At 47.6% G+C, this 26977-nt stretch carries 24 protein-coding genes and 1 pseudogene; 8 read left to right on the top strand and 17 right to left on the bottom strand.

Translation table 11 applies throughout. From position 1 onward, the window contains the following. The first annotated feature begins 70 nt into the window (after positions 1-70). Positions 71-817, top strand: a complete 747-nt coding sequence (locus tag KTO58_RS02340; RefSeq protein WP_095840925.1) for a TonB family protein — start codon at positions 71-73, stop codon at positions 815-817. A 98-nt stretch (positions 818-915) separates the two neighbouring features. Here the strand turns inward: KTO58_RS02340 and KTO58_RS02335 are convergent, their stop codons facing one another. Then, positions 916-2097, bottom strand: a complete 1182-nt coding sequence (locus KTO58_RS02335) for an AIR synthase related protein (RefSeq protein WP_095840926.1) — start codon at positions 2095-2097, stop codon at positions 916-918. Between the two features lie 132 nt (positions 2098-2229). Here KTO58_RS02335 and KTO58_RS02330 point away from each other — a divergent pair, with 132 nt between their 5' ends. Then, a complete protein-coding gene (locus tag KTO58_RS02330) occupies positions 2230-3177 on the top strand; it encodes a bifunctional riboflavin kinase/FAD synthetase (RefSeq protein WP_095840927.1) in 948 nt (315 codons plus the stop codon). Between the two features lie 12 nt (positions 3178-3189). Here KTO58_RS02330 and holA read toward each other — a convergent pair whose 3' ends face one another. Both holA and KTO58_RS02320 read right to left on the bottom strand, forming a co-directional pair. Beyond that, positions 3190-4185, bottom strand: coding sequence for a DNA polymerase III subunit delta (gene holA / locus KTO58_RS02325; RefSeq protein ID WP_095840928.1), 996 nt, complete (start codon positions 4183-4185; stop codon positions 3190-3192). Positions 4186-4222: 37 nt separating this feature from the next. After that, positions 4223-4948 carry a ribonuclease H-like domain-containing protein gene (locus tag KTO58_RS02320; RefSeq protein ID WP_095840929.1) on the bottom strand — a complete coding sequence of 242 codons (726 nt, stop codon included), beginning with the start codon at positions 4946-4948 and terminating at the stop codon, positions 4223-4225. Positions 4949-5047: 99 nt separating this feature from the next. Between KTO58_RS02320 and KTO58_RS02315 the strand changes: the two genes are divergently transcribed. Both KTO58_RS02315 and KTO58_RS02310 read left to right on the top strand, forming a co-directional pair. Further along, on the top strand, positions 5048-6010 hold the full coding sequence (locus KTO58_RS02315) for a DUF8428 domain-containing protein (RefSeq protein WP_095840930.1): 963 nt from the start codon (positions 5048-5050) through the stop codon (positions 6008-6010). 388 nt (positions 6011-6398) lie between these two features. Continuing rightward, positions 6399-6794: a response regulator gene (locus KTO58_RS02310; RefSeq protein ID WP_157753242.1), complete on the top strand. Its 396-nt coding sequence runs from the start codon at positions 6399-6401 to the stop codon at positions 6792-6794. Positions 6795-6987: 193 nt separating this feature from the next. Here KTO58_RS02310 and KTO58_RS02305 read toward each other — a convergent pair whose 3' ends face one another. Then, a complete protein-coding gene (locus KTO58_RS02305; protein ID WP_095840932.1) occupies positions 6988-8631 on the bottom strand; it encodes an ABC-F family ATP-binding cassette domain-containing protein in 1644 nt (547 codons plus the stop codon). Between the two features lie 176 nt (positions 8632-8807). Here KTO58_RS02305 and KTO58_RS02300 point away from each other — a divergent pair, with 176 nt between their 5' ends. The 3 genes from KTO58_RS02300 (at position 8808) to murI (ending at position 11220) form a co-directional block, all read left to right on the top strand. Next, complete coding sequence (locus tag KTO58_RS02300) at positions 8808-9542, top strand: EcsC family protein (RefSeq protein WP_095840933.1); 735 nt, start codon at positions 8808-8810, stop codon at positions 9540-9542. 54 nt (positions 9543-9596) lie between these two features. Beyond that, positions 9597-10262 (top strand): carbonic anhydrase, encoded by a 666-nt coding sequence (locus KTO58_RS02295; RefSeq protein WP_095840934.1) that lies wholly within the window; start codon positions 9597-9599, stop codon positions 10260-10262. 133 nt (positions 10263-10395) lie between these two features. Beyond that, entirely contained in the window at positions 10396-11220 is an 825-nt protein-coding gene (gene murI, locus KTO58_RS02290) for a glutamate racemase (protein ID WP_095840935.1), read from the top strand. Positions 11221-11243: 23 nt separating this feature from the next. On the opposite strand, the gene KTO58_RS02285 is transcribed toward murI, so the two are convergent. The 12 genes and pseudogenes from KTO58_RS02285 to KTO58_RS02230 form a co-directional block, all read right to left on the bottom strand. Then, a complete protein-coding gene (locus KTO58_RS02285) occupies positions 11244-11789 on the bottom strand; it encodes a hypothetical protein (RefSeq protein ID WP_095840936.1) in 546 nt (181 codons plus the stop codon). Between the two features lie 3 nt (positions 11790-11792). Further along, on the bottom strand, positions 11793-13985 hold the full coding sequence (locus KTO58_RS02280) for a peptidase domain-containing ABC transporter (protein ID WP_095840937.1): 2193 nt from the start codon (positions 13983-13985) through the stop codon (positions 11793-11795). 160 nt (positions 13986-14145) lie between these two features. Continuing rightward, positions 14146-14310 (bottom strand): annotated as a pseudogene (locus tag KTO58_RS28870) (lantibiotic dehydratase); the annotation flags it as partial. After that, positions 14301-14549, bottom strand: coding sequence for a hypothetical protein (locus tag KTO58_RS02270; RefSeq protein WP_095840938.1), 249 nt, complete (start codon positions 14547-14549; stop codon positions 14301-14303). The gene KTO58_RS02270 and the pseudogene KTO58_RS28870, both read right to left, overlap by 10 nt. Before the next feature lie 78 nt (positions 14550-14627). After that, positions 14628-16763, bottom strand: a complete 2136-nt coding sequence (locus KTO58_RS02265) for a S9 family peptidase (RefSeq protein ID WP_095840939.1) — start codon at positions 16761-16763, stop codon at positions 14628-14630. A gap of 181 nt (positions 16764-16944) precedes the next feature. Further along, entirely contained in the window at positions 16945-18330 is a 1386-nt protein-coding gene (locus KTO58_RS02260) for a Gfo/Idh/MocA family protein (protein WP_095840940.1), read from the bottom strand. 164 nt (positions 18331-18494) lie between these two features. Then, on the bottom strand, positions 18495-19259 hold the full coding sequence (locus tag KTO58_RS02255; RefSeq protein WP_095840941.1) for a succinate dehydrogenase/fumarate reductase iron-sulfur subunit: 765 nt from the start codon (positions 19257-19259) through the stop codon (positions 18495-18497). Positions 19260-19320: 61 nt separating this feature from the next. Continuing rightward, entirely contained in the window at positions 19321-21294 is a 1974-nt protein-coding gene (locus tag KTO58_RS02250; protein WP_095840942.1) for a fumarate reductase/succinate dehydrogenase flavoprotein subunit, read from the bottom strand. Between the two features lie 20 nt (positions 21295-21314). Then, the gene (locus KTO58_RS02245; protein ID WP_095840943.1) at positions 21315-21992 is read right to left on the bottom strand and encodes a succinate dehydrogenase cytochrome b subunit; all 678 of its coding nucleotides are present in this window, start codon (positions 21990-21992) and stop codon (positions 21315-21317) included. 213 nt (positions 21993-22205) lie between these two features. Next, on the bottom strand, positions 22206-22769 hold the full coding sequence (locus KTO58_RS02240; RefSeq protein ID WP_095840944.1) for a hypothetical protein: 564 nt from the start codon (positions 22767-22769) through the stop codon (positions 22206-22208). A gap of 115 nt (positions 22770-22884) precedes the next feature. Beyond that, positions 22885-23709, bottom strand: a complete 825-nt coding sequence (gene murQ / locus KTO58_RS02235; protein ID WP_095840945.1) for an N-acetylmuramic acid 6-phosphate etherase — start codon at positions 23707-23709, stop codon at positions 22885-22887. A gap of 76 nt (positions 23710-23785) precedes the next feature. After that, positions 23786-24634 carry an N-acetylglucosamine kinase gene (locus tag KTO58_RS02230; RefSeq protein WP_095840946.1) on the bottom strand — a complete coding sequence of 283 codons (849 nt, stop codon included), beginning with the start codon at positions 24632-24634 and terminating at the stop codon, positions 23786-23788. A gap of 245 nt (positions 24635-24879) precedes the next feature. On the opposite strand from KTO58_RS02230, the gene KTO58_RS02225 reads away from it, so the two are divergent. Further along, entirely contained in the window at positions 24880-26487 is a 1608-nt protein-coding gene (locus KTO58_RS02225) for a S41 family peptidase (protein WP_095840947.1), read from the top strand. 148 nt (positions 26488-26635) lie between these two features. Here KTO58_RS02225 and KTO58_RS02220 read toward each other — a convergent pair whose 3' ends face one another. Then, complete coding sequence (locus KTO58_RS02220; protein WP_095840948.1) at positions 26636-26851, bottom strand: hypothetical protein; 216 nt, start codon at positions 26849-26851, stop codon at positions 26636-26638. Between the last annotated feature and the right edge of the window lie 126 nt (positions 26852-26977).

The raw sequence follows: 26977 nt of genomic DNA, 5'->3' as shown, positions 1-26977 counted from the left end.
AACCTAATTTTGTGCTAAATAAAAAAAGTTGTTTAGCTTTACAGCATAAACCCCATTAATACCTAATCATATGCTGTGTTATTCTGTACCCCGCTACTGTAGGCAGGCCCTTCTGACGGCGGCCATTTTTCTCCTCTCTGTCATCACGGTTAAAGCGCAAGAAATACCCGACTATGCGGCTACAATGCCCTCTTTTCCGGGTGGTGAAGATGCTTTACACAAATTTATGAACGATAGTTTGCGATATCCTTCCTTCGGCGCATCACAATTATGGATAAAACATACCGTCTACATACAGTTTGTTGTGGATGAAAACGGGCACTTGTCAGACTTCATACGGATCAGCAAGCCCCAGGAACCGCAAGCCGGACAGACCGAGGAACAGATAGCCTGGATGGATGAAGAAGCGATCCGTATGGTCCGTTCAATGCCGGTATGGAACCCCGCACAGCAAGACGGTAAAACGGTGAAAATACGCTATAGTCTACCCGTACGATTCTACAGCGGGCTAAGACCCAATAGCCAGCCGGCCTCCTATCCGGGCGGAGAATCTGCTTTGGCCAGGTTTATGTCGAGCCGTCTCCGGTATCCCAGGAAAGCACAGCAAGACAAACTTTCCGCTACGGTATTGGTGTCTATGCATATCAGTGAGGTAGGCAAACTGTCGGACGTAAAATCCCTGCAACCCCAGGGAAATGGATTTGATGAGGCGGCCTGCGATCTAGTGAATAAAATGCCAGACTGGATACCAGCTACCATCGATGGGAAAAATGCCGCATCTAATTATTTCCTTACTATCCGATTCCACACGCAATGATCTTCGAACTAAAAAGCGGTAGCCCTATTGTTACCGATCATTTTAAATAAAAAAAGCTGGCCATGATGGCCAGCTTTTTTTATTGTTACAATTATTTTCTATCCCGCATATACGAAGGTACCGGCCGGCGCCTGTATGGTCACCTGCTTTTGTGCGGCAGCTTCTACGCGGCCTACGACCTGGGCCTGTATATTGAAACTGGCTGCGATATCGATAATACCCTGTGCCAGTTCCTGTGGTACATAAAGTTCCATACGATGGCCCATGTTGAATACCTGGTACATTTCTTTCCAGCTGGTACCTGATTGTTCCTGTATCAGGTGGAACAGTGGCGGTATGGGCAGCAGGTTATCTTTAATGACATGCAGCTGATCGATGAAATGTAATACTTTGGTCTGTGCACCGCCACTGCAATGTACCATTCCATGTATGCGGCCAGCGTATTGTGCCAATATTTGTTTGATCACCGGCGCATAGGTCCGGGTAGGTGACAGTACCAGCTTGCCGGCATCGATGCTGCCGAAACCTGGTATCTCTATTTTGTCAGTCAGGTTCTTTTTGCCGCTGAACACCAGTTCAGCCGGGATACCGGGATCGTAGCTTTCCGGATAACGGGTGGCTACCGTTTTATTGAATACGTCGTGACGGGCGGAGGTGAGGCCATTGCTGCCCATACCGCCATTGTATTCATGTTCATAAGAGGCCTGACCATAGGAGGAAAGCCCTACGATCACATCTCCGGCCGCTATATTATGGTTGGAGATGACCTGGTCTCTTCTCATCCGGCAGGTAACGGTACTGTCTACGATGATGGTACGTACCAGGTCGCCTACATCGGCGGTTTCCCCGCCGGTGGAGTGAATGCTGATACCGTGGCTGCGCAGTTCTTCCAATATTTCTTCGGTACCATTGATAATAGCGGCGATCACCTCACCGGGTACCAGTTGTTTATTACGGCCGATAGTGCTGGAGAGCAATATGTTTTCGGTGGCTCCTACACAAAGCAGATCGTCTATATTCATGATGATCGCATCCTGTGCAATACCTCTCCACACGCTGAGGTCACCGGTTTCCTTCCAGTAGGCATAAGCCAGGGACGACTTGGTACCTGCACCATCTGCATGCATGATATTGCAATAAGCTTCATCACCGCCTAATATGTCGGGTACTATTTTACAGAACGCCTTTGGAAATAGCCCTTTATCTATATTCCGGATAGCGTTGTGTACATCTTCCTTACCGGCGGAGACCCCTCTTTTGGCGTAAATATTCTGATCCACTGTAATAATTGATAATTAATAATGAGTAATTAAGCGCAAAAGTAAAAGATTCTTGTCACAAGGCTTTTCACTTTTTCATTACTGGGATAACCTGTAGATTTGCAGGTCAATTCCTGATTGTCAACATAAATTATGCAGGTTCACAGAGATCTTGATCATTTACCGACTTTTCGCCGTGCTGTCGTCACCATTGGTACTTTCGACGGGGTACATACCGGCCATCGCCATATTATCCGGCAATTGCAGCAGGCGGCTGCGGCCTGTGCGGGAGAAACGGTGATCGTTACTTTTGATCCTCATCCCCGTGAAGTGCTGGCACCTCATGATAAAAGCCTGCGTTTGCTGACGACCTTGCCTGAAAAGATCCGTTTGCTTTCAGGATATGGCATTGACCACCTGGTGGTGGTACCTTTCACACGTGCCTTTTCAGAGATGCCGGCGCAATCCTATATCAAAGACTTCCTGGTGGCTTTGTTCCGGCCTCATACGATCATTATTGGGTATGATCACCGTTTCGGCCATAACCGGGAAGGCGGGTTGGAGTTGCTGGAGCTGGAACAGGAGCGTCATGGATATCAGCTGATCGAGATCCCTCAGCAGGTGGTGCACGATCTGACGGTCAGTTCCACAAAGATCCGTAATAACCTGCGGGAAGGGCATATTTCGGTCGCCAATGAGCTACTGGGATATACCTATTTCCTGGAAGGATATGTTGTACACGGGGATAAGATGGGCCGTAAGTTAGGCTATCCTACAGCGAATATGCAGTTGCCGGACTACCGTAAGTTGATCCCGTCGGAGGGTATCTATGCTATCCGGGTATATCTGTCAGGAGACTTGCATAGTCTGCCTTTAGACGGTGTGATGAGTATCGGCACCCGTCCTACTTTTGATGGGGAGGATCTGCGGCTGGAGGCCCATATCTTTGACTTTGACAGGGACATTTACGACCAGCTCCTACGCGTAGAGCTGGTGGCCTATATACGGGGCAATATCAAGTTTGACAAGATCGAAGCGTTGATCAGCCAGATGAACCAGGACAGCCTCCAGGCCAGACAACTGCTGGCGGCCGGCTCTTGATACGCCTTCCTCTCAGCTCATGATACGGAACATCATTTCTTTCATAAGCTCACCATCTTCCACTCCGCTATCATTAATACCGATGCTCCTGAGGTTATACTGATGCAGCAGCAGGATGGCGCGTTCTGCTCCTTCTGCACCATATTGCCGGGCGGCAGCTATATAGTCTTTCACGAAGAAGGGATGTACACCCAAGGCTGATGCAATGTCTTTTTCACCTCCTTTCACTGCGAATACCATACTCACCTTACTAAAGTAATTATACAAGGCCGGTATCGTCATCTGTATAGGTGCTGCTTTGGGGTTGGCTGTAAAGTATTGGATGATGCGCATCACTTTACCAAAGTCTTTCTGGCCGGTGGCATTCTGCAGTTCAAATACATTGTATTCCTTACTGATCCCTACATACTTTTCAATATCTCCTTCATCAATCTTTTTACCATCAGGCAGGTTGACCAGCAATTTCTCTATTTCGTTAGCGATACGCGAGAGGTCATTACCGATATGATCAACCAGCAGGATACAGGCTTTTTGTGTAATAGCCCGGCCCAGGTTGTTCACATGTGCATCCACCCAACCTGGTAATTGGTTATCATACATTTTTTTGGTACTCAGCAGTATGCCTTTCTCTTTAACCAGTTTGGCCAGTTTACTGCGTCCATCAAGTTTTCCTTGTTTATGCGCTACGACAAAGATGGTAGACGGCAGGGGATTATCGATATAGGTCTCGAGTTTGAGCAGGTCGCGCATGGATTGTGCTTCCTTCAGGATCACTACTTGTCTTTCGGCAAACATGGGGTAGCGCCTGCAGGCGTTCGTAACAGCACTCCAGTCGGTATCTTTGCCATACAGTACGGTAAGATTGAATCCTTTTTCTGCTTCTGCGAGGAGCTCATGCTCTGCGTAGGTGCTTACCTGGTCGATAAAAAAATCTTCTTCCCCTTCCAGCCAGTATAGTGGGCGGAATTTTTTCTGTTTCCAATCTTTAATAATATCCTGGTATTCCATATATACTTACTTCTTGAACGCTCCTTTATACGGGTACTCAGCTAACGGTGACGACCTCTGCGGGTTGCAGCAGCGGCAATCCTTTGAAACGCAGTATCAGCTGGGCTACTGCGGTTACGTCTTTTTCACAATAGCGGGCTATCCTTGGCAGGTCTTTATCTTCCCAGTATACTTTTCCTACCATGCTGCCATCTATATCATCCTTGGATGTAGGAATACCGAGGATGGCAGTGAGCAGTTTCAGCGAAGTATAATGTTTGAAATCGCCAAACCGCCAGAGGTGGAGGGTATCCTGCATTGGCAGTTCCCAGGGTTTAAGACCATGCAATTGTAAAGCTGTGGGCAAAGATAACTGATGGATCAGAGAACGGCGGCAAATAAAAGGAATATCAAATTCACGGATATTATGGCCGGCAAACTGGAAGCGGGTATGTTTGGTCTGGAATTTATTAACAAGTTCCAGGAAGTCGGTTAAGATGATTTTTTCGTCATGATTATAGAAGGATTTAAGCCGGAGATAATAGCGATCTTGTTCAAGATTGAAAAAGCCTGCAGTTATGCAAACGATTTTCCCGAATTCGGCATAGATACCCGCCCGCTCTGCATATGCTCCCTCATTATCTATGGAATCTGGCGCAGTTTTTGCCATTTTCTCCACCCAGAGGGATTTCATGACTTCGTTAAGGTGGCCAAAGCCTGCTACACCAGGTGTGGTTTCAATATCCAACAAAAGTAATTGATCAAGCGCAATGTTTGATAACACGATGAAAAACGATTTTAGTTAAAACTGAAAAGAATTATATTGAGCACGATTTTATTAAAACTTTTAACCATATAACAATTAAACATAAAACAAACAACTATGACTGACAACACTTTCAACACACCTGTCCCGGGGTCACCCGGACCGGAAAAACCACGTAGTCGTAATGGTCTGATCTATGGTATCCTGATAGCAGCACTGGCCGGTACCTGGATTTATATGCTATATGATAAAAACAAAGCCAGTGAGACAATTGTACAACAATCCACTCAGATAGATTCCATTTCTTCTTCAAGGGATGCGCTGCAGCAGGAGTATAACGCGGCTAATGCCCGTTTGGATGATCTGATCTCACAGAATAGCCGTATGGATAGTCTGGTGAAAACAAAAGATAAGGAAATTGCGGATATGAAGGCGCGTATCTCTAGTATTTTATCCAACAAAAATGCTACGCAGGCACAGTTGGCTGAAGCAAGACGTTTGATCGAGCAGCTGAAATCCAACATTGAAGGATATAATCAGACTATTGAGCGTCTGGAAGGTGAAAAGATCGTCTTGGCCGGAGAGCGGGATGTGGCTCGTAAACAACGGGACTCTGTGAGCACTGTAAAAGACAGCCTGACCAAAAAGGTAGATCTGGGATCTGTATTGCATGCCTCTAACATCAAGTTGTCTCCTATCAACATCAAACGTAATGGCAAAGAAGTAGAAACTTCTAAAGCTAAACGTGCTGATATGATGCGGGTGACCTTTGACCTGGATGAGAACAGGATCGCTCCTACAGGCGACAAAGAGATCTATGTCGCTATTACGGCTCCTGATGGCTCTCCCCTGGCGGTAGAGGCTTTGGGTTCCGGCCGGTTCACACTGGAAGATGGTACAGAGAAGTTGTACACGGCTAAGAAAACGGTAAGTTATGTTCAAGGTCAAAAACAACTGATCTCTATGGATTGGAAACAAAATTCTGATTTCAAACCCGGCGACTATGCCGTTGAAATCTACCATAATGGTTTCAAGATCGGTCAGGGTCGTGTAAGTCTGAAAAAAGGCGGTCTCTTTTAATCTGTGTTAATTTATTATTACTGTGAACATTTCTTTTGCTCCGGTAGTTAAAGTATAAAGTAAAACGGAACGGCTCATCACTGTTCCGTTTTTTTATTGGAATCAGTATCGCAACTATGCAAACACGCTGTGCCAACGGCCTAAAGAACACTTGAGTATCTTCTACAATTTGTTAATGAATAGTTATTGGCCAAAAAACATATATAAAAATAAACATAATTTAACGTTCTTTGCACCGGATAATTTAAAACTGGTAATTGTATTAATACGATTACCGGTGATACAAGGAACGATGCTGCAGGAAAAGCGTACCAGGGTGTACTTACGAACATGCTTTTAACCCCAGCCCAGTGTGTACAATCTCATTTGGCTAGACAAAACTATAGGTATGGAAGATGTCAATAAATTAGTGTACGTTGTTGACGATGATGAAATTTTTCATTTTATCATCAAGAAAATGCTGGGCACCAGTGATAACCTGGTTGTTACATCTTTCCTCTGTGCAGAGGATGCCTTGGAACAGTTATCGGGGCCTGCCCGTCAAAAGTTACCATCGCTGATCATCCTGGATATGAATATGCAACGCATGAACGGGTGGGATTTTATTGAGGCCTATCGTAACATCAAGGGATCAATTGGCAAACAGATACCTATTATTATGTGTTCATCTTCAATCGATGTCAGGGATATGCAGAAAGTGCAGCGTACACCGGAGCTGATGGCTTATATCACCAAGCCACTTGACAGCAGTAAACTCAAACTTATTGAAGAATATCTTTCTTAACGCCCTCTCTCTTTTCTCTCCAATATTTATCGCTATTTTCTTTTGTCCTTGCACGGACTGATGTAGCCATATGGTACTTTTCACATAGCCATAGCAGCTATGTGTGTTAGAAATGAAAAGGCTGCAAAACAGGTATAGTTGATTCTCCTGTTTTGCAGCCTTTTCTCTATTAAAAAAGCGATGTTGTTTTGTATTATACGGCAGCTACGCTTTGTCCATACATTTCTTCTCTCAGTGCTCTTACGCGGTCATCAGCCAGGTATTCGTCGAAGGTCATCAGGCGATCAATGATCCCTTTAGGCGTGATCTCGATGATACGGTTGGCTACGGACTGCATGAAGGTATGGTCATGAGTAGTGAACAGTACGATGCCTTTGAAGTTGATCATGCTTTCGTTGAATGATTGGATGGATTCGAGGTCCAGGTGGTTGGTCGGTTCATCGAGTATCACTACATTAGGATCCTGCAGCATCATACGGCTCAGCATGCAGCGTACTTTTTCTCCACCGCTCAGTACGGATGTTTTCTTCATGATATCGTCTCCGCTGAACAGCATTTTGCCCAGGAAGCCACGCAGGAAGGGTTCATCCACATCTGTTACATGCGGAGGTACGAACTGGCGGAGCCAATCCATCAGATTATATGATTCCTGGAAGTATTCTGCGTTATCGTTAGGCAGATATGCTTTGGTTACGGTAGTCCCCCATTCAAACTTACCGCTGTCGGCCCCTATTTCGTCATTGATCACCTGGAAGAAGGTGCTTAGTGCGAGATGGTCTTTAGAGAGGAAAGCAATTTTGTCGCCTTTGTTTGCAGAGAAGGTCACATCGCTGAAAAGGAGTCTGCCATCAATAGATTTCTGGAGTTTTTCCACATTCAGGATCTGGTTACCTACTTCACGTAATTGTTTGAAGATAATACCAGGGTATTTGCGGTTGGAAGGTTGGATGTCTTCGATAACCAGTTTTTCCAATGCTTTTTTACGGGAAGTTGCCTGCTTGCTTTTGGAAGCGTTGGCGCTAAACCGGGCGATAAAGTCCATCAGGTCTTTACGCTTTTCTTCCATTTTCTTATTCTTATCGGCCATCTGGCGGGCGATCAACTGGCTGGATTCGTACCAGAAGGAGTAGTTACCGGTGAAGATCTGGATCTTACTACGGTCTACGTCGGCTACGTGTGTACAAACAGCATCGAGGAAGTGACGGTCGTGGGAAACTACTATTACGATATTTTCATAGTCGGCGAGGAAGTTTTCCAGCCAACCGATAGTTTCTACGTCCAGGTCGTTGGTAGGCTCATCCAGAAGGAGTATATCGGGGTTACCGAAGAGTGCCTGGGCGAGTAGTACGCGTACTTTTAAGCTACCGCTGATCTCTTTCATGAGGGTACCATGCAGTTCTTCTTTCACGCCGAGGTCGCCCAGGAGCACACCTGCATCACTTTCTGCGGTATAACCACCCATTTCTCCGTATTCTGCTTCCAGTTCACCGGCACGCATACCATCCTCTTCTGTAAAGTCGGCTTTAGCGTAGATGGTATCACGTTCGTGAGCGATCTCCCACAGTTTGCGGTTACCCATCAGCACGGTATTAAGCACGGTTACCTCATCGAATTCGAAGTGGTTCTGCTTCAGTACGCTCATACGTTCACCTGTGGTGATCTCCACCGATCCTTTATTAGGTTCTATTTCACCAGATAATATCTTCAGAAAAGTAGATTTCCCAGCTCCGTTGGCACCTATTACACCATAGCAATTGCCTTTGGTGAAGTTGATATTTACTTCATCGAATAATACCCTTTTGCCAAAAGAGAGCGATACGTTTTTAACACTGATCATACGGAAATAAATGAAATTTGAAGCCGCAAAGGTACGTATTTAGTTTGAGGTTTGCTGCCCGGTATAATTGTTAATATTATGTTTTCTGGTGTGCCGTTTGTATATGATACCGGGTATCCGGGTGATCCGGAGGCCGGCTAATGGCAGATTAAGTATTCATAACCAGTCAATAACATATGGAGCTGTATCAGCAACAAATCAGCAAGGAATTACGGACCTGGCAGAAAAAGATGCAAAGGGACGCCATGTTACCGGGGAAGCTGGCGAAGCGGCTGCAGGATAAGATCAACGGTGTGATCCCAGAAAAGGTGCACCGCGTGATCACCGCTGCGATCAAACAGATGACACGTGCGGTGCTGACGGGGGCGGGGTTCAGTTGTCCGGCCCCTGTTGATGAACCGGATCTGCTGTTATTGGAGACCCGGGTACGGGAAAAAATAGACTTTTACAAAACGACGGCAGCTACGGAAGGGGCTATCACAGGCGCGGGCGGTATCCTGCTAGGATTGGCAGATTTTCCCCTATTCCTGGGGTTAAAGATCAAAATGCTGTTTGACATTGCGGCGCTTTATGGCTATGATATGCGTGACTACAAGGAAAGGCTGTTCATCCTGTATATTTTCCAGATTACGTTCTCCAGTCAGCAGCTGCGTAACAAGACCTACCCGGTGATCGCCCATTGGGATACATATAGCCAGGCATTACCGGAAGATATCGACAGTTTTGACTGGCGGAATTTTCAGCAGGAGTACCGGGATTATATCGACCTGGCCAAATTACTGCAGCTGATGCCTGGTATTGGCGCCGTAGTGGGTGCGGTAGTCAATCACCGCCTGACGGATCAGTTGGGGAAAAGTGCCATGAACGCCTATCGCATGCGGCGGTTTGCAGCCAAACAAATCATTACCTGATGGTGTTGTTTAACTAACTTCCACTATCTTTCACCTCACTAAGCAATACTGATTATGACATCCTATCAGCAATTATTTGAGAATAACAAGGAATGGGTAGCCAGCAAAACTGCTACTGATAAAGACTTCTTTTCCAAACTGGCCAGGGAGCAAACGCCGGACTTCCTGTATATAGGCTGTAGTGACAGCCGGGTGCCGGCCAATGATATCATGGGTCTGGAAGCCGGAGAGGTTTTTGTACACCGCAATGTGGCCAACCTGGTGAACAGTATTGACCTGAACGTTATGTCAGTGATCAATTACGCAGTGCGGCACCTGAAGGTAAAACACATCATCGTTTGTGGTCATTACAACTGCGGAGGTGTAAAAGCGGCGATGCAACCGGCAGACCTAGGCATCTTAAATCCCTGGCTGCGTAATATCCGGGATGTATATCGCCTGCACAAGGATGAACTGAATGCTATTGAAGATGAAGGACAGCGTTATAACCGCTTGGTGGAGTTGAATGTACAGGAGCAATGTGTAAATGTGATCAAAACTGCTGCCGTACAGCAATCCTATACTGCCAATCAGTATCCTACCGTACATGGTTGGGTATTTGACCTACATAATGGCCTGATTAAAGACCTGCAGCTGGATTTCGAAGGTATCCTGCATGAGATCCAGGAGATCTACGACCTGACGGGTAAAGGATTGTTCCAGAAAGATTCCGGCAAGTAATAATAGCGGCCATCGCATTAAAAGGCCCCGGCTCTTTGATATCTGCCGATATCGATGGTCGGGGCGTTCTATTATATGTAAGCAGTTGGCTGCTGTTTTCTTATTTTTGCAGGTAATAAAACAGTACAACAGCATGACTGGTCCTATAGGTGTATTTGATTCGGGATATGGCGGGCTGACCGTCCTAAAAGAGATCGTATCGGAATTACCTGATTATGATTATTTCTACCTGGGCGATAATGCGCGGGCGCCTTACGGGAACCGGAGTTTTGACACCATACATGCCTATACGCTGGAATGTGTACAACACCTGTTCAGCCTGGGATGTCCACTGGTCGTACTTGCCTGTAATACAGCCTCTGCGAAAGCGTTGCGCACCATTCAGCAAACGGACCTACCCAAGCTCGCTGATCCATCCAGGCGGGTATTAGGAGTGATCCGGCCCACTACGGAAATGGTGGGTACGCTCACGCAGTCCGGAGAGGTAGGGATACTCGCTACGCAGGGCACCGTTACCTCTTCCTCCTACCCTATCGAGATCGGTAAGTTCTTTCCGGAAGTAAAAGTATACCAGCAACCCTGTCCGCTGTGGGTGCCGCTGATAGAGAACAATGAACATGAGCAACCTGGTGCTGATTATTTTGTAAAACAATATCTCGATCAGCTGTTAGCCACTTCTCCCGATATAGATACTATTGTGTTGGCGTGTACACACTATCCCCTGTTGTTAAAAAAGATCAAGCAACATTTGCCAGGAGGTATTGCGGTGTTATCACAAGGAAAGATCGTCGCACACAGCCTGAAGGATTATTTACATCGTCATCCTGAGATGGAAAGCCGGCTCAGTCGTAACAGGCAGCGACAGTTTATGACCACGGATGATCCTGTCCTGTTTGGCCAGATGGCGGAGATATTTTTTGGTCAGCCGGTAACGGCCCAGAAAGTGGAGCTGCAATAACCTTATTTTATTCCCCATTACATTCACTTGTATATTCTTTCGAAGAGTCGGAGCAGCATGTTCTTATCTTCCAGGAAGATCTCCGCATTTCCATTGAGCATACCCTGATTGGGCAGTGTTTTTCCGGCTGTGGTATAAAGTCCCTGAGGTAGCTGTATGTCCAGCAGGAAGGTGCTATCTGTTGGGGAGGGTGCGCAGCTTTTAACTATTCCTTTCAGCATGCCATATTCCGTATAAGGATAAGCGCTCAGTTTTATCTGTACCTGTTGTCCCGGTATGACGAGGCCGCTGCGTTGTCCTGCAATGGTTCCTGTAGCACTGTACCTGGCTGCCTGTGGTTGTCGCGTGATCGTTACCTGGCTGGTCAGGATATCGGGATAATGAAAGTAATAGGCCCCTGCCAGAACGAGGAGCACCAGTATCCCGATACCGGAGATACCTCTGCGAACAATCCAGGATGGCATTTTGCCCATGATCTCCTGCACTTCGTTGTGCCGTACCTGTTCGAGTGAATGATGCAGGGGTGTTTCGTTATGATCGTGTTCGTTATAAGGAGTTTGTGCTGCCATAGTTTATGCTCCCAGTTCCAGCTGGTTTTTTACCAATTCGAAATAATTCCCTTTTCTGGCGGTAAGTGATCCATGCGTACCGGTTTCTACTATGCTGCCATTATCCAGGACAATGATCTGATCAGCACTTTTCACGGTGCTCAGACGATGGGCGATCACTACCACGGTCTTTCCTTTAAAGAAACGATCCAGGTTTTCCATGATGACCTTTTCGTTATTGGCATCGAGTGCGCTGGTGGCTTCATCAAAAAACAGGTACTGCGGATCCTTATATACTGCGCGTGCGATCTGCATACGCTGGCGCTGGCCAGCGCTGAGGCCATTACCTGTATTACCGATCTTGGTCTGATATCCCAGTGGCAGTTCTTCAATAAAGGTGCGGATATTGGCGACATCGGCTGCGTGCAGTAGCTTTTGGGTATCCACCTGTTCATCACTGATGGATATGTTTTTAGCAATGGAACCCGAAAAGATAAAGCCGTCCTGCATGACATGTCCACAGCGCTGTCGCCACCATTTGGGAGACAATTCCTGCAAGTCCTGGTCGCCGACGGTAATAGTACCAGTAGTTGGTGGATAAAACTGTAGTAACAACTTCATCAGGGTGGTCTTCCCGCTACCGCTGGTGCCAACGATAGCAGTCACTTTTCCTCGGGGGATAACGAGGTCGATATCTTTCAGCACGAACGGTGATTGCGGACCAGCATATTGGAAGGATACATTACGCAGATGAAGTGAGCCCTCTTCTGTTATTGGAGGCGGCAGTACTTTATCATTCTTCTCTTCTTCTTCCTGTCCATGTATCTCGGCTAGCCTGTTCAAGCTCATACGTGCATCCTGTGCGGCCTGTACGAAGCCCAGCAATTGATCGAGCGGACCATTCATCTGGCCGATGATATAACTCACGGACAACATCATGCCCAGTGTCATATTGCCTTGTAATACTTCCCTGGCGCTCAGGAATGATATCAGTATATTTTTCAGCTGATGGAAAAACACACTGCCTGCCTGTTGGTATTGCCCTACTGCCAGCCCTTTTACGCTTATCCTGAACAAACGGGCCTGTACCTGTTCCCACTCCCATCGGCGGGCTGTTTCACAGTTATTCAATTTGATTTCCTGCATACCGGTGATCAACTCGAACAAGACGTTCTCATTATCACTCATCCCCTGGAAACGTTTATAATCCAGTTCCTTCCGTCGTTTCAGGAAAAAGAATATCCACCCGATCGCTGCGGCGCTGAAACAAAGGAATACCGCCAGTATGCTGGTACTGTAGATGCCCAATACAATGGTAAAAATGAAGAGGTTAATAAAAGAGAAAAGGGTGGATAAGGTAGTCCCTGTCAGAAAGCTCTGTATACGGTTATGATCATCTATACGCTGGTGTATGTCGCCCACCATTTTGGTATCAAAGAATCGTATGGGTAGTTTCATCAGTTTGATGAGAAAGTCGGATATGATATTGATGTTGATACGGCTGTTCATGTGCAGTAGTATCCAGCTGCGTATCATCTCAATGGCGGTGGTGCCGACGAAAACGCCCAATTGCGAGATCAGCACCAGGTAGACAAAGTTCATGTCCTGGCGATTAATACCGTAGTCTACCAGGCTTTGAGTAAGGAAAGGGGCTATCAGCGAGAGTACGCTGGCAATGATAATGCTGAGGAACAGCTGTACAATATATTTACGGTAGGGGCGCAGGTAGCGAAACAGGAAGCGGAAGCCGGTACTGTTTTTTGCTTGTCCCTGCTGTGCATAAAAGTCTGCAGTAGGCTCCAGTATCAATGCGACACCTGTGTTGTTTTTTCCCTGCCAGCAGCGAAGAAAAGTTTCCTTATCTACTTTTACCATTCCATATCCCGGATCGGCCACTTGTATCTTTGCTTTAGGTTTATGACGATCATAATCCTGGGGGGGTAGTACTACAAAGTGGTTCTGGTTCCAGTGGAGGATACAGGGTAGTTGTATATTTTCGTCCAGTTGTTCGAAGCTGATGCGTACGGCAAGTGTGCGGAATCCGATCTTTTCTGCAGCCTCGGAGATGCCTAACACAGATACGCCTTCTCTTGTGATATGGGACTGTTGGCGTAGGTATTCCAATGAATAACTGCGGCCATAGTGTTTGGCGACCATCCGCAGGCAGGTAGGCCCGCAGTCCATTGCATCCAGTTGCTGATAGGTTGTAAATGCCATTATTTGTGCTGTCCTGCCAATGCAGTTTGTGATAAATAATATTTTTCCATGAAGAGTATACTACCCGTTCATGTTTTCGTTGTTTAGCGACGAACAGCCTGTCGAGGATCATACGTTTGCAGGTGATCCTGGGGAGTCTTGCCCTGCGCTCTAATACACCCCAATTCCTGTATAGGGCACCGGCTCCTGTATGCTGCTGTTCGCAAAGGAAGCGGTAGATGGGCAGGCTGTTGTACAAATAATTATGCGCAGAACTTAACCGGGGTATTACTCTTTTATTCAACCGCTTACTTCTCAGGATCACTTCGTTATTGACTACCAACACCAGGAGGTCTGACACGGGGATCTGTTGATCGGACGGGGCACCGGATACCCAATATACGGTATTTCGTCTTTACGTAGCCGGGCACGTATCAGGACGTTTGCAAACCTGGCTTCCGGGAAGTGGACGATTTCGGCCAGTATGGTATCGGGGAAAGCGGCGGCGGCTGTCACCGGGGCTGCTCTCATTTTTGAAGGGGTATCCAGATGGTGCTCCCACACCCGGCGGTAATTGTTGGGCATTCAGGTCTTCACTTGAAAACGATACCCCGGAAGATCTTACTCCCGGGGCATCTGCTATTCTTTCAGTGGTCATTTTATTTACTCTTTGCCTTCCAGGGAAAGCAGGAAAGTATATTGCAATGCGACCTCTTCCAGGGGTTTAAAACGTCCGGAAGCGCCACCGTGACCTGCCTCCATATCTGTATGGAGGAGCAGGAGATTATGATCTGTTTTCAGTTCGCGCAATTTAGCTACCCATTTGGCAGGTTCCCAGTACTGCACTTGTGAGTCGTGCAGCCCTGTTGTCACCAGCATATTAGGATATGCTTTTGCTTCGACGTTGTCATATGGCGAATAAGACTTCATGTATTCATAGGAGTCTTTGTTCTTAGGATTACCCCATTCGTCAAATTCTCCTGTGGTGAGGGGGATGCTTTCATCGAGCATGGTGGTTACTACATCGACGAAGGGCACTGCGGCCAGGATACCATGCCAGAGGTCGGGGCGCATATTGATTACTGCGCCCATCAAGAGGCCACCTGCGCTACCGCCGTAGGCATAGAGGTGTTCTTTCGAAGTGAATTGCTGTGCGATCAGGAATTCGGCGCAGTCGATGAAGTCGGTGAAGGTGTTCTTTTTCTTAAACATCTTACCATCTTCATACCATTGGCGTCCCATTTCCTGTCCGCCACGGATATGCGCGATGGCATATGCGAAGCCGCGGTCCAGCAGGCTGAGGCGGTTAGAGTTGAAACCGGGATCTGTGCTATGACCATAAGAACCATATGCATACAGCAACAGCGGATGTTTACCATTTTTCTCAAACCCTTTTTTGTATACTAAAGAGATAGGCACTTTGGTACCATCTTTAGCGGTGGCGTAGAGACGTTCTGTGATATAGTTTTTGGGATCGTAGCCCCCCAGTACTTCCTGTCTCTTTTTCAATTCGCGTTCTTTGGTCTCCATGTTATAATCGTAGGTAGACAAAGGTGTCGTGAGTGAAGTATAAGAGAAACGCAGTTGTTTGGTATCAAATTCGGGATTTACGGATACGGCGGCAACGTAGGCCGGTTCTTCAAAATGCAGGTAATGTTCCTGTCCGTTACGTGTATCGCGTATACGTAATTGTGTCAGTCCGTTACGACGTTCGCTCAGTACCATAAAGTCGCGGAAGAGGGTGATATCTTCGAGCAGCACATCGGAACGGTGTGCGATCACTTCCTTCCAATGTTCACGGGAGGTTTTCTCCAGCGTACTTTCCATTAGTCTGAAGTTCTGGGCTTCCCAGTTGGTAACGATATAGAATTTGTCGTCTTTATGGTCTATATCATACAGCATATCTTTTTCTCTAGGCTGGAATATGCGGAAGCTGCCATCTGGTTTGTCGGCGTCGAGTATCCGGTATTCGGAAGACAACGTGCTGTGGTTACCGATAAATATATATTTACCCGATTTTGAGCGGTAGACGAAGGTGTTGAACGTCTCATCCTTTTCGAAATACACGTCTTTATCGGCTTTATCGTCTGTACCCAGGATGTGTTTACAGATCCTTTCAGTACGTAATGTTTCGGGATTTTTGCGGCTGTAGAAGAATGTTTTGTTATCATTCATCCAGGCTACACCACCCGTTGTTTCCGGAATGGCATCTTTATGCAGCTCTCCTGTTTCCAGGTTTTTGACATACAAGGTATATTTTCTACGGCTTACGGTGTCTACTCCAAATGCCAGCAGTTTACTATCAGGACTGATGTTAAGGCCTGCGATCTGGTAGTAGTTATGTCCTTTAGCCAGTTCGTTGACGTTCAGTATGACCTCTTCTTCTGCTTCGAGGCTGCCTTTTTTACGGCAGTAGATGGGGTATTCTTTACCCTGCTCGAAGCGGGTATAGTAGTAATAGCCACTTTTGAGGTAGGGGGCACTGACATCTGTTTCCATGATACGGCCTTTCATTTCCTCGAATAATTTCCCTTTCAGTTTCTCATGAGGTTTCATGATGGTGTCGAGGTATTTATTCTCAGCCTGGAGATAAGCGATTACTTTGGGATCTTCGCGATCATTCATCCAGTAGTAGTTGTCAATACGCGTATCTCCGTGTTCTGTCAATTCTTTTTTGATCTTCTCGGCGGTCGGCGGTGTGATGGTTTCTTTATTATCAGTCATCGTTCCTTTTTTTTGATTACAGGCTGCCAGGGTCATAGCCCCGAGCAATAGCATTGTACCCGGAATTAATTTCATACAGGCAATTTAAGTAGGAATAAATTTAGGAAAAATCCCAAGATAATAAGAAGAACCGTTATATGAGCGTAGGAAGGGGCCTTTTTACCTGCGGGTTAATCAAACTGTTCCAGGCATTGCCAGGTGATAGGGCTTGTCTGTTAGCGCCCTAATAACGCCAACAGACAAGCTTTATATATTATTATACGATCTTCATCTGTTTTGGATCCCATTGGATGATCTTCTTTTTAAAATAGCTTTCATTAACGGCGAGTGCAGGTCCTGCGGCACGGAGGCCGAAAGTGGCATCTTCTACCACGGTCTTGCCTGTACGCATTGACTCGAAGAAGTTCACGAAGTGTGCGTACCTGTCGTCGTAGCCCGGAGGGGCGGCAAATGCGCTTTCTGTGGTATCTCCTTTACGGGTTTCCGGCGGGTATTTAGCATTGTATTGCCGTACGAACTCTTCCTGTTGTGCTTTGGGGAAGGTGTTATAAAGATCCCATCCACCATATCCGGGTGCTTGTGGTAGCCGGTGTTTTTTCAGCTTAAAGTCATTCCAGCCCATTTCCATGACACCTTCAGTACCTATCAGGCGGGTAAATTCGCTACCGCCGCCGCCATCAGCAAAGTTAACCCGGAGGGTCATCTGAAATGCCGGGTGTTCTTTGGTGGCGGGATAGTCCATAATAGCTACTACTACGTCGGGGACATCGCGGCCATCTTTCCATTGTACCAGGTTACCACTGGCATATATACGTTCAGGGCCGAGGGAGCCGGTGATAAAGTGTAATCCGGTGATGAGGTGTACGAACAGGTCGCCGGGTACGCCGGTGCCGTAGGCCTGGTAGTTACGCCAGCGGAAGAAACGTACGGGATCGAAGGGTACTTTGGCGGTATCTTTCAGGAAGGTATCGAAGTCCATCGTTTTAGGGGAGGCATCCGGCGGGATGGAGTACTGCCAGGCGCCGAGTGCGCTATGACGATCCATGCGAGCTTCCACGACATTCAGTTGTCCGATGTCGCCTGCTTCGTATCTCTTTTTGGCTTCTGCCATGGCGATGCTGGATACACGTTGGCTACCTACCTGGAAGACAGCTTTGGTACGACGTTGTGTTTCGATCACTTTATGGCCTTCTTCGATCTGCTGTACCATAGGTTTTTCGCAGTATACTGCTTTTCCTTTTTCCATGGCGGCGATAGAGATGGTATCATGCCAATGGTCCGGTGTAGCGACGATGATGGCATCGATATCTTTACGTTCCAGCAGCTCTCTGTAATCACGGGTAGTGAATATGTCTTTACCGAACACTTCTTTGGAGCGGGTGAGATGGCCATCGTAGAGGTCTGCTACGCCAACCAGTTCTACGCCTGGTACGCGGATGGCGGTCTGTACGTCGCCGAAGCCCATGATGCCCATTCCGACACAGGCTATTCTTATCTTATCATTGGCTGATACGCGGTGATCGGGTTTTAATATTTCGATGGGGGTACCATCTTTTGCGAGTGCGGCGAGGGAACCGGCACCCAGGAGAGCGGCTGTGCTCCCCAGTTGTTTGATAAACTTTCTGCGGGATTGATCAGACATAAGCCAGAGATTTAAACGTGGTTAGGCTTAATGATAATAATCTTTACAAAACTATGCAAGTAGATAATGATGGACGGAGGGGGAACAGGTTAGCAGGGGGTATAAAAGGGGCAAGGCTTTCCGGGTGGGAAAGCCTTGCCAATATGATATGGAACGGTGGTTCCTTATTTTTCTGAGGTGAAGCCGGCGCGGATAAACTCGCGGTTGAGGCGGGCGATGTTGGTCAGCGATATTTCTTTCGGGCATTCTGCTTCGCAGGCGCCGGTGTTGGTACAGCTGCCGAAGGCTTCTTTATCCATTTGTGCTACCATGTTGAGGGCACGGGAGGTGCGCTCGGGCAGGCCTTGCGGTAGCAGTGCCAGCTGGGATACCTTAGCGGATACGAAGAGCATGGCAGAGGAGTTTTTACACGCTGCCACGCAAGCGCCGCAACCGATACAGGCAGCTGCTGCGAAGGCGGCATCTGCTTTGGTCTTATCGATAGGGATGGCATTTGCGTCTACTGCGTTACCGGTGTTTACGGAGATATAACCCCCCGCTTCGATGATGCGGTCGAATGCACCACGGTCTACGGTGAGGTCTTTAATAACCGGGAAAGCGGCGGCTCTCCAGGGTTCTACGGTGATGGTGTCTCCATTTTTAAAGGCACGCATGTGGAGCTGGCAGGTGGTAGTACCTTGCCATGGACCATGTGCGCGGCCATTAATATGCATGGAGCACATACCACAGATACCTTCGCGGCAGTCGTGGTCGAATGCGATCGGCTCTTTTCCTTCGTTGATCAGTCTTTCATTCAACACATCAAACATTTCCAGGAAAGACATTTCGGAGGAGATATCTTTCACGTCGTATGTTTCAAAACGGCCCTGATCTGTTTTATTTTTTTGTCTCCACACTTTAAGTGTGAGATTCATATTATAATGTTCCATATCTGCTGGACTATTATTTGATTTATAATACCGGCGGTTCTACAAAGAACAGCCTTACGCTTTATTTGTAAGAACGCTGAGTAGGTTTACACTCAACGAATTCGAGATCTTCTTTGTGCAATTCGTAGTGGCTGTCTCCTTTGTATTCCCAGGCGGCTACATAGCTGAACTGGTCATCGTGACGGAGCGCTTCTCCATCTTCGGTCTGCGATTCTTCGCGGAAGTGACCTCCGCAGGATTCGCGGCGGTTGAGGGCATCGAGGCACATCAGTTCACCCAGTTCGAGGAAGTCGGCTACGCGGCCGGCTTTTTCCAGTTCCGGGTTGAATTCGTCGGCGGAGCCGGGGATACGTACGTCTTTCCAGAATTCAGCGCGGAGGGCTTTGATCTCTTCGATGGCTTCTTTAAGGCCGGCTTCATTACGTGCCATACCGCATTTGTCCCACATGATCTTACCCAATTTTTTGTGGAAGTAGTCTACAGAGCGGCTACCCTGGATGCCCATAAGCTGGTCGATGGTAGCTTTTGCTTTCTGTTCTGCTTCTACGAATGCGGGGTGATCGGTAGGGATGGCTTTGGTACGGATTTCGTCTGCCAGGTAGTTACCGACAGTGTAAGGTATAACGAAGTAACCATCAGCGAGGCCTTGCATGAGTGCGGAGGCACCGAGGCGGTTAGCACCGTGATCGGAGAAGTTAGCTTCACCCAGTGCGTAGAGGCCAGGCACGGAGGTCATCAGTTCATAGTCTACCCAGAGGCCGCCCATGGTATAGTGTACGGCGGGATAGATACGCATGGGCACTTCGTATGGATTTTCGCCGGTGATTTTGGCGTACATGTCGAACAGGTTACCGTATTTTTCGGCTACCACTTCTTTACCCAGTTTGCGTATTTCGTCGTCGCTGGCGTTGCTCAGCTGGCGTTTACCTGCTTCGATCTGGCCGTAGCGGATGATCGCGGAAGCGTAATCGAGGTATACGGCCTGTTTGGAGCTACCCACGCCGTAGCCTGCATCGCATCTTTCTTTAGCGGCGCGGGAGGCCACGTCACGAGGTACGAGGTTACCGAAGGCCGGATATCTTCTTTCGAGGTAGTAATCTCTTTCGTCTTCGGGTATGTCGGCGGCTTTGCGATTATCGTCTTTTTTCTTAGGTACCCAGATACGACCGTCGTTACGCAGTGATTCTGACATGAGGGTCAGTTTGGATTGGTGCTCACCGGAAACGGGGATACAGGTAGGGTGGATCTGCGTAAAGCAAGGGTTACCGAAGTAAGCACCTTTTTTATGTGCTTTCCAGGCGGCTGTTACGTTAGAGCCCATAGCGTTGGTAGACAGGAAAAATACGTTTCCGTATCCGCCGCTGCAGAGTAATACGGCATGACCAAAGTGGCGTTCCAGTTTACCGGATACGAGGTCGCGGGCGATGATACCGCGGGCTTTGCCGTCGATGGTTACGACGTCGAGCATTTCGTGGCGGTTATAGAGCTTTACATTGCCGAGTGCTACCTGGCGTTCGAGGGCGGAGTAGGCGCCTAGCAGGAGCTGTTGACCAGTCTGGCCGGCAGCGTAGAAGGTACGTTGTACCTGGGTACCACCGAAGGAGCGGTTGCTGAGCAGGCCGCCGTATTCGCGAGCGAAGGGTACACCTTGTGCTACGCATTGGTCGATGATATTGGCACTTACTTCTGCCAGGCGGTGTACGTTGGCCTCACGGGCGCGATAGTCACCACCTTTTACGGTATCATAAAAGAGACGGAAGACAGAGTCTCCGTCATTTTGATAGTTTTTGGCAGCATTGATACCCCCTTGGGCAGCGATGCTATGTGCACGGCGGGCACTATCCTGGAAGCAAAATGCTTTCACCTTATAACCTAATTCACCCAGTGACGCCGCTGCTGAAGCGCCTGCCAGGCCGGTACCCACAATGATCACCTCGAGGTTACGTTTGTTGGCAGGGTTTACCAGCTTACAATGTCCTTTATAGTCTTCCCATTTTTTATCTAACGGGCCGGCAGGAATTTTTGCATTCAACATATATCCTTACTTTATCTGAATTATTTGAAATATATATACAACGGAATAATGGCGAAACCAACGGGGATAGCGACGCCAAAGAGCCATACGCCAACGAAGTTGATCAATCCGTTATATTTTACATGGTTCAGGCCAAAAGTCTGGAACGCGCTTTTGAAGCCGTGAATGAGGTGAAAAGACAATGCGATCATACCAATTACATACAGCAGCACGATCACGGGTTCTTTGAAGGCATACTGTACGGTAGTGTACAGATCTTTCAGTTGTTCGCCGTCGTATTCAGCCATGGGTACCGCGCCGTAGTGGAATTTCCACCAGAAGTCGGAGAGATGCACTACGATGAAGATGAAAAGGATACTACCCATGATTGCCATTTGGCGGCTGTACCAGGAGGAGGTAGCGTTACCGGGGTTCATAGCGTACTTTACAGGGCGGGCTGCTCTGTTGCGCAATGTCAGTTGGATGGCGATGATAGCATGCAGCAGGATAATGATCTTGAGGCCCCAGGCGATAAACTGGATGAGACTGTTGTGGCCCATAAATGCAGCGTAAGCATTAAATGCCTTACCGCCGTCATCGTACATTAGCTGGATATTACCGGCGAGGTGCACCAAGACAAAACTACATAAGAACAGACCGGTAGCCCCTACTAATAATTTCTTACCGATAGAGGTGTTGAAGAATTGTGACCACTTCATAAATTAAGCTTCCTAGAGTAATATGATAATATTTCGAAATGTCGGGCAAATTTAACGCAGGAAAAATTAAAACCAAATGATATTTCTCAGTTTTCGGGCCCTGTCAGAAAACAAGTACAGGGTCGCAGGTTTTCTATAACTGCGTTTTAGCCAATATATTAGCAACATTCCCGGGCCTCAAAATGTTCTGGATGCTCCGGGGGAGGCGGCAGGTTATTCCAGCCGTTTCATCATAGCGTTGTCGATCAGGTTGAACAGGTGCAGCGGCTGGAAGGTGCGCCATTTTTCCTCATTCAGGAGGTGTATATAGTAATGCAGGCGTGCTTTCTCGAATTCCTGCCTGGTTTGTTCCGGCATATTGACACTGACGATCCAGCCTCCGTCGTCTTTAATATCCTCCCACCATTCTTCATAGTAACAATCATCGGAAGAATGGAAATTCATAACATTTTCGGTGATAAGGATAAATTTATTGATGCCATTTGAGATCATGATGTCGATGACGTCGCGTTTGAGGGTCATGATATCATTTTCTATGGCGTCGTTCCATTCGCCCAGCAGTTCTATGATGGCGAAATTGAACTGGTAGTCAGCGAACAATATTTTGATATAAAGGTTGCGGGATCCGAACTCATCCCACTGCGGGTGTACATAATAATTATATACGGTGTTAGAGAATTCGAATTCGCTGTATTCTCTGCCGTAGAAGGGAGAGAGTTCGTCTTCTTCTGCCGTATACAAGTGCCGCCAATTATAATATGGTTCGATATCGTGCATGATCTTTCCTTTCCGGAGCCGGTGTGAGGCCCGTTCTCCGGCGGCAAATTAAATCATTTGCTATTTAAATCGGACTTGTTAGATTTCGAAATTTTGAGTACGTTATAGAGAGTGCCTATGCCTGTCGCTGCTGATAGGTTTCCACTGCTTTTTTCACGCTGCCGGCTTCCAACAGGAGGGTACGTGCCTGGTCATAATCGGACAGGTTGAGTTGTTCCATGAGCATGTGTACGCCTCTGTCTACCAGCTTATCGTTACTGAGTTGCATGTTGACCATTTTATTGTCTTCCACCCTACCCAGCTGGATCATTACGGCGGTGGAGATCATGTTGAGTACAAGTTTCTGGGCGGTGCCGCTTTTCATCCGGGTGCTACCGGTAACGAATTCGGGACCTACCACTACTTCTACGGGGTAGTCGGCGGCGGCGGAGAGGGGGGCGTTTTGGTTGCAGCAGATGCTACCGGTGACGATGCCCTGTTGCCGGCATTGCTGGAGGGCGCCGATCACATAGGGGGTGGTACCGCTGGCGGCGATGCCTATTACTACATCTTTATCATTGATATTATATGCCTGGAGGTCTTTCCAACCCTGTTCGCGGTCATCTTCTGCAAATTCTACGGCTTTGCGGATGGCATTGTCGCCGCCGGCGATGATACCGACTACGAGTCCGTGGGGGACACCGAAGGTGGGGGGACATTCCGAAGCGTCTACGATCCCTAACCTGCCGCTGGTACCTGCTCCCATATAGAAGAGTCTTCCACCTGCCAGCATTTTATCTGCGATTACAGTGATCAGTTGCGCTATCTGCGGTATGGCTTTCTGCACGGCGAGGGGTACGGTCTGGTCTTCCCTGTTGATATTTGTCAATATATCTGTTACGCTCATTTGCTCCAGGTGACGGTAAGGAGACGCTTGTTCTGTTACCCTGATAAAGGACATCCTTGTTTTAATTTTCGATTTTGAGAATGGAAATAGACTACAAACTTACAACATCCTGCTATAAGGTGCCGGCGCCTTAGCGGTGATAGCTGATCAATCCGTCGAGCGGGCTGCGTAATATCTGGCCCAGCTGAAGCTCATAGAGTTCGCACAGTTCGCGGATGATATCGCCGAAGTGCCAGGCAATGCTGCCGGTGAAATGGAGTGGCTGGGTCCAGCTTTCCCGGTATTTGTAAATATGATTGAAGAAAAATTCGTTGAGGCCATCTTCGAGGATATTTTCGATCATGAAATGTCCACGATTTTCTGAGAGGAAGGTGCTAAATCCTGCCAGGTAGCGATTGGCCATTGGTTTGCGATAGGTATTTTCCAGTATTTCGTCTTTCGTTGTGTTATACTTTGCGTCGAAACGGATGCGTAGTTCTTCGTCGAGGGAGTGATACAGGTAGTACTGTAGCAGTTTTTTGCCCAGGTAGGCGCCACTGCCTTCGTCTCCGAGGATGAACCCCAGGCCAGGATTATTCTTGACGATATCCGTTCCGTTATAATAGCAGGAGTTGGAGCCGGTCCCTAATATACAAGCGACACCGGGTTCGTGGCCGCATAGTCCTCTGGCGGCTGCCATCAGGTCGTGGGAGACCTGAATGATGATATCGGGCCATACGGCGGTGAGTACGCCTTGTAACAGTTCAGCATTCTTCGGATACATACAGCCGGTACCGTAGTAATATACTTCGCCAATGGTGGTGCCTGCGGGCAGTTGCGGGAACAGTTCCTGCTCGATTATTGCCCTGATCTGGGTAGCATCCTGAAAGTAGGGGCTGATACCCTGTGTCTGATATCTTACAGGCTGACCATTTGTAAGGAGGCACCAATCTGTTTTTGTGGAGCCACTATCTGCTATCAGCTTTACATTTCCAGACATAACCGTAATTTATGAAATTAAAGAGGTGCAATATGGTTTGCTCTTGATTTATACTATTTTTGTCACAATTTAATTAAAAGGAAGTCACTAAAGCAAGTTAGGATACCGGGATTTCAAGTTTTGCGATAATGAAATGGCACAGGGGATTGCATGGGATGTTACGTATGCACTCCGCATTTTGATGCTACCGCCAGGTAAATTTGATTATCCAGCTATTGTCGCGGGAGCCGCCAATAAATATACTTATGTCGAATAACAGGAAACTGAACTACTTTCAACCCTTATTGTTTGCCGTGGTGCTGGCATTGGGTATGTATTTAGGATACAAGATGCCCGGATCACAGACAGGAGGGGGTGTGATATTGTTTAACCGTGGTAACCGCGGGGCTTTGCAGGAGGTCATGGACCTGCTGAAGGCCAAATATGTAGATACCCTGCAGGTAGCGAGTTTGCAGCAGGAAGCCATTGAGGGATTATTAAGTCACCTGGACCCTCACTCGGTATATATTCCACCGTCCCATCTGCAGGAGGTGAATGAAGACCTGGAAGGTAATTTTGAAGGTATTGGTGTAGAGTTCAATATTACGGCAGATACCGTGAATATTGTTGCCGTGCTGGCGGGAGGGCCTTCCGAGACGGCGGGTGTACAGACTGGCGACAAGATCATTAAGGTAGGCGACTCGCTGGTGGCGGGCAATCATATTACGAATGAGCGTATCCGGAAGTTCCTGCGCGGACCGAAGGATTCGGAGGTGAAGGTAACCATGCTGCGTCAGCAGAAGATGGTGCCTATCACAATCAAACGGGGTTTGATCCCTTTGTATAGTGTGGATGCCAGTTATATGGCTACTCCGGAGATCGGCTATATCAAGATCAGTAAGTTTTCTGCTACTACGTTCAAAGAGTTCCTGGATGCCATGCGTAAGCTGGAGCAGCAGGGCATGAAGAAGCTGGTGATCGACCTGCGTCAGAATCCGGGCGGGTTCCTGGACGCAGCGACCCGTATTGCAGATGAGCTGCTGGACGACAATAAATTGATTCTTTATACGCAAGGGAAGAGTTATCCCCGTACGGACTATAAGTGTAATCGTCCTGGTATGTTTGAGAAAGGCGGTCTGGCGATTTTGACAGATGAGGGTTCTGCCTCTGCCAGTGAGATCCTGGCGGGAGCTGTGCAGGATTGGGACCGTGGTGTTATCATTGGCCGCCGGACCTTTGGGAAGGGGCTGGTACAGGAACAATACGACCTGAGTAATGGGGGTGCTTTACGCCTGACGGTAGCGCGTTATTACATTCCTTCCGGCAGAAGTATACAGAAACCTTATAACGAAGGACGGGAAGCTTATGATGAGGATATTGTAAACCGCTTCAACCACGGCGAGTTCTTAAATAAAGACAGTATCAAACCTACTGATACGGTGCCCTACAAGACAGCCAAAGGCCGTATCGTATATGGCGGTGGTGGTATTACTCCTGATATTTTTATTCCTTTTGATACTTCCCGTTTCTCCCGGGCAGTATCTGAGATGTATACACGTAATATTTTCGGCAATTTCGCTTATCAGCATTACAGCACACACAAAGCTGAATTCTCCCAGTATAAGAATGCGGAGACCTTCAATAAGCAGTACCAGACGACACCGGCGACATATAATGAATTCCTGTCTTTTGCCCGCAAGGACAGTGTGCCTAATACGGATAAGCTAAGTGCACGTGACGAGGTGGAGATCAAAGGTCGTATCAAGGCGATGTTGGCGCGTCAGCTGTGGCGTAGTGAAGGGTTTTACGAGATCATCAATGCGGAAGACCCTGTGATGAAGCGTGCTTTGCAAGAGCTGCAGAAGCAACGATGAGCTGACTATCCAGGTAAGCTATAGATAGTAAGGCCCTTTCCGTTAGTGGAAGGGCCTTACTATTTAGCGGGGTTTTCGTTTATGGATATAAAAAAGACCGCTGCCATCGGCAACGGTCCTACTAACGTTGTCTAAGCAAGGGACGATCTTAGTGCTTAGCAGTAGTGTCAGCAGCGTGAGCGGCAGAATCAACGTGAGCAGCAGAATCAACAGCAGGAGCTGCTACTGAATCAACAACCGGAGCAGCAGACATAGTGTCAACAGCAGGAGTTGTTGTAGAATCGGTAGTAGCGCTAGAGTTACCGCTATTGCAGGCTACGAAGAACATACCAGCAGCGATGGCAAACAGAAATACTTTTTTCATTTGTTTGATTGTTTTTGATAAGATCGGCGCAAATTTATACAAATATTTTCAAATACTATATAATATTTAAATATAGTAAAGGGATTATAGATGAGTTATTAAGGTGCTATTTATCAAGCATTTATT

This window comes from Chitinophaga pendula, from assembly GCF_020386615.1.
Classification (GTDB): Bacteria; Bacteroidota; Bacteroidia; order Chitinophagales; family Chitinophagaceae; genus Chitinophaga; species Chitinophaga pendula.
Note: the sequence above shows the minus strand (reverse complement) of the source record. Positions and strands in the feature narration are given on the sequence as shown.

Excerpts from the sequence above, each read along its gene's own strand:
- holA (WP_095840928.1), bottom strand. The coding sequence starts at position 4,185 with ATGGAATACCAGGATATTATTAAAGATTGGAAACAGAAAAAATTCCGC.
- KTO58_RS02225 (WP_095840947.1), top strand. The coding sequence starts at position 24,880 with ATGTCGAATAACAGGAAACTGAACTACTTTCAACCCTTATTGTTTGCC.
- KTO58_RS02260 (WP_095840940.1), bottom strand. The coding sequence starts at position 18,330 with ATGTCTGATCAATCCCGCAGAAAGTTTATCAAACAACTGGGGAGCACA.
- KTO58_RS02330 (WP_095840927.1), top strand. The coding sequence starts at position 2,230 with ATGCAGGTTCACAGAGATCTTGATCATTTACCGACTTTTCGCCGTGCT.
- KTO58_RS02295 (WP_095840934.1), top strand. The coding sequence starts at position 9,597 with ATGACATCCTATCAGCAATTATTTGAGAATAACAAGGAATGGGTAGCC.
- KTO58_RS02245 (WP_095840943.1), bottom strand. The coding sequence starts at position 21,992 with ATGAAGTGGTCACAATTCTTCAACACCTCTATCGGTAAGAAATTATTA.
- KTO58_RS02280 (WP_095840937.1), bottom strand. The coding sequence starts at position 13,985 with ATGGCATTTACAACCTATCAGCAACTGGATGCAATGGACTGCGGGCCT.
- murQ (WP_095840945.1), bottom strand. The coding sequence starts at position 23,709 with ATGTCCTTTATCAGGGTAACAGAACAAGCGTCTCCTTACCGTCACCTG.
- KTO58_RS02240 (WP_095840944.1), bottom strand. The coding sequence starts at position 22,769 with ATGCACGATATCGAACCATATTATAATTGGCGGCACTTGTATACGGCA.
- KTO58_RS02285 (WP_095840936.1), bottom strand. The coding sequence starts at position 11,789 with ATGGCAGCACAAACTCCTTATAACGAACACGATCATAACGAAACACCC.
- KTO58_RS02265 (WP_095840939.1), bottom strand. The coding sequence starts at position 16,763 with ATGAAATTAATTCCGGGTACAATGCTATTGCTCGGGGCTATGACCCTG.
- KTO58_RS02255 (WP_095840941.1), bottom strand. The coding sequence starts at position 19,259 with ATGGAACATTATAATATGAATCTCACACTTAAAGTGTGGAGACAAAAA.
- KTO58_RS02300 (WP_095840933.1), top strand. The coding sequence starts at position 8,808 with ATGGAGCTGTATCAGCAACAAATCAGCAAGGAATTACGGACCTGGCAG.
- KTO58_RS02220 (WP_095840948.1), bottom strand. The coding sequence starts at position 26,851 with ATGAAAAAAGTATTTCTGTTTGCCATCGCTGCTGGTATGTTCTTCGTA.
- KTO58_RS02270 (WP_095840938.1), bottom strand. The coding sequence starts at position 14,549 with ATGCCCAACAATTACCGCCGGGTGTGGGAGCACCATCTGGATACCCCT.
- KTO58_RS02250 (WP_095840942.1), bottom strand. The coding sequence starts at position 21,294 with ATGTTGAATGCAAAAATTCCTGCCGGCCCGTTAGATAAAAAATGGGAA.
- KTO58_RS02310 (WP_157753242.1), top strand. The coding sequence starts at position 6,399 with ATGGAAGATGTCAATAAATTAGTGTACGTTGTTGACGATGATGAAATT.
- KTO58_RS02305 (WP_095840932.1), bottom strand. The coding sequence starts at position 8,631 with ATGATCAGTGTTAAAAACGTATCGCTCTCTTTTGGCAAAAGGGTATTA.
- KTO58_RS02340 (WP_095840925.1), top strand. The coding sequence starts at position 71 with ATGCTGTGTTATTCTGTACCCCGCTACTGTAGGCAGGCCCTTCTGACG.
- KTO58_RS02230 (WP_095840946.1), bottom strand. The coding sequence starts at position 24,634 with ATGTCTGGAAATGTAAAGCTGATAGCAGATAGTGGCTCCACAAAAACA.
- KTO58_RS02315 (WP_095840930.1), top strand. The coding sequence starts at position 5,048 with ATGACTGACAACACTTTCAACACACCTGTCCCGGGGTCACCCGGACCG.
- murI (WP_095840935.1), top strand. The coding sequence starts at position 10,396 with ATGACTGGTCCTATAGGTGTATTTGATTCGGGATATGGCGGGCTGACC.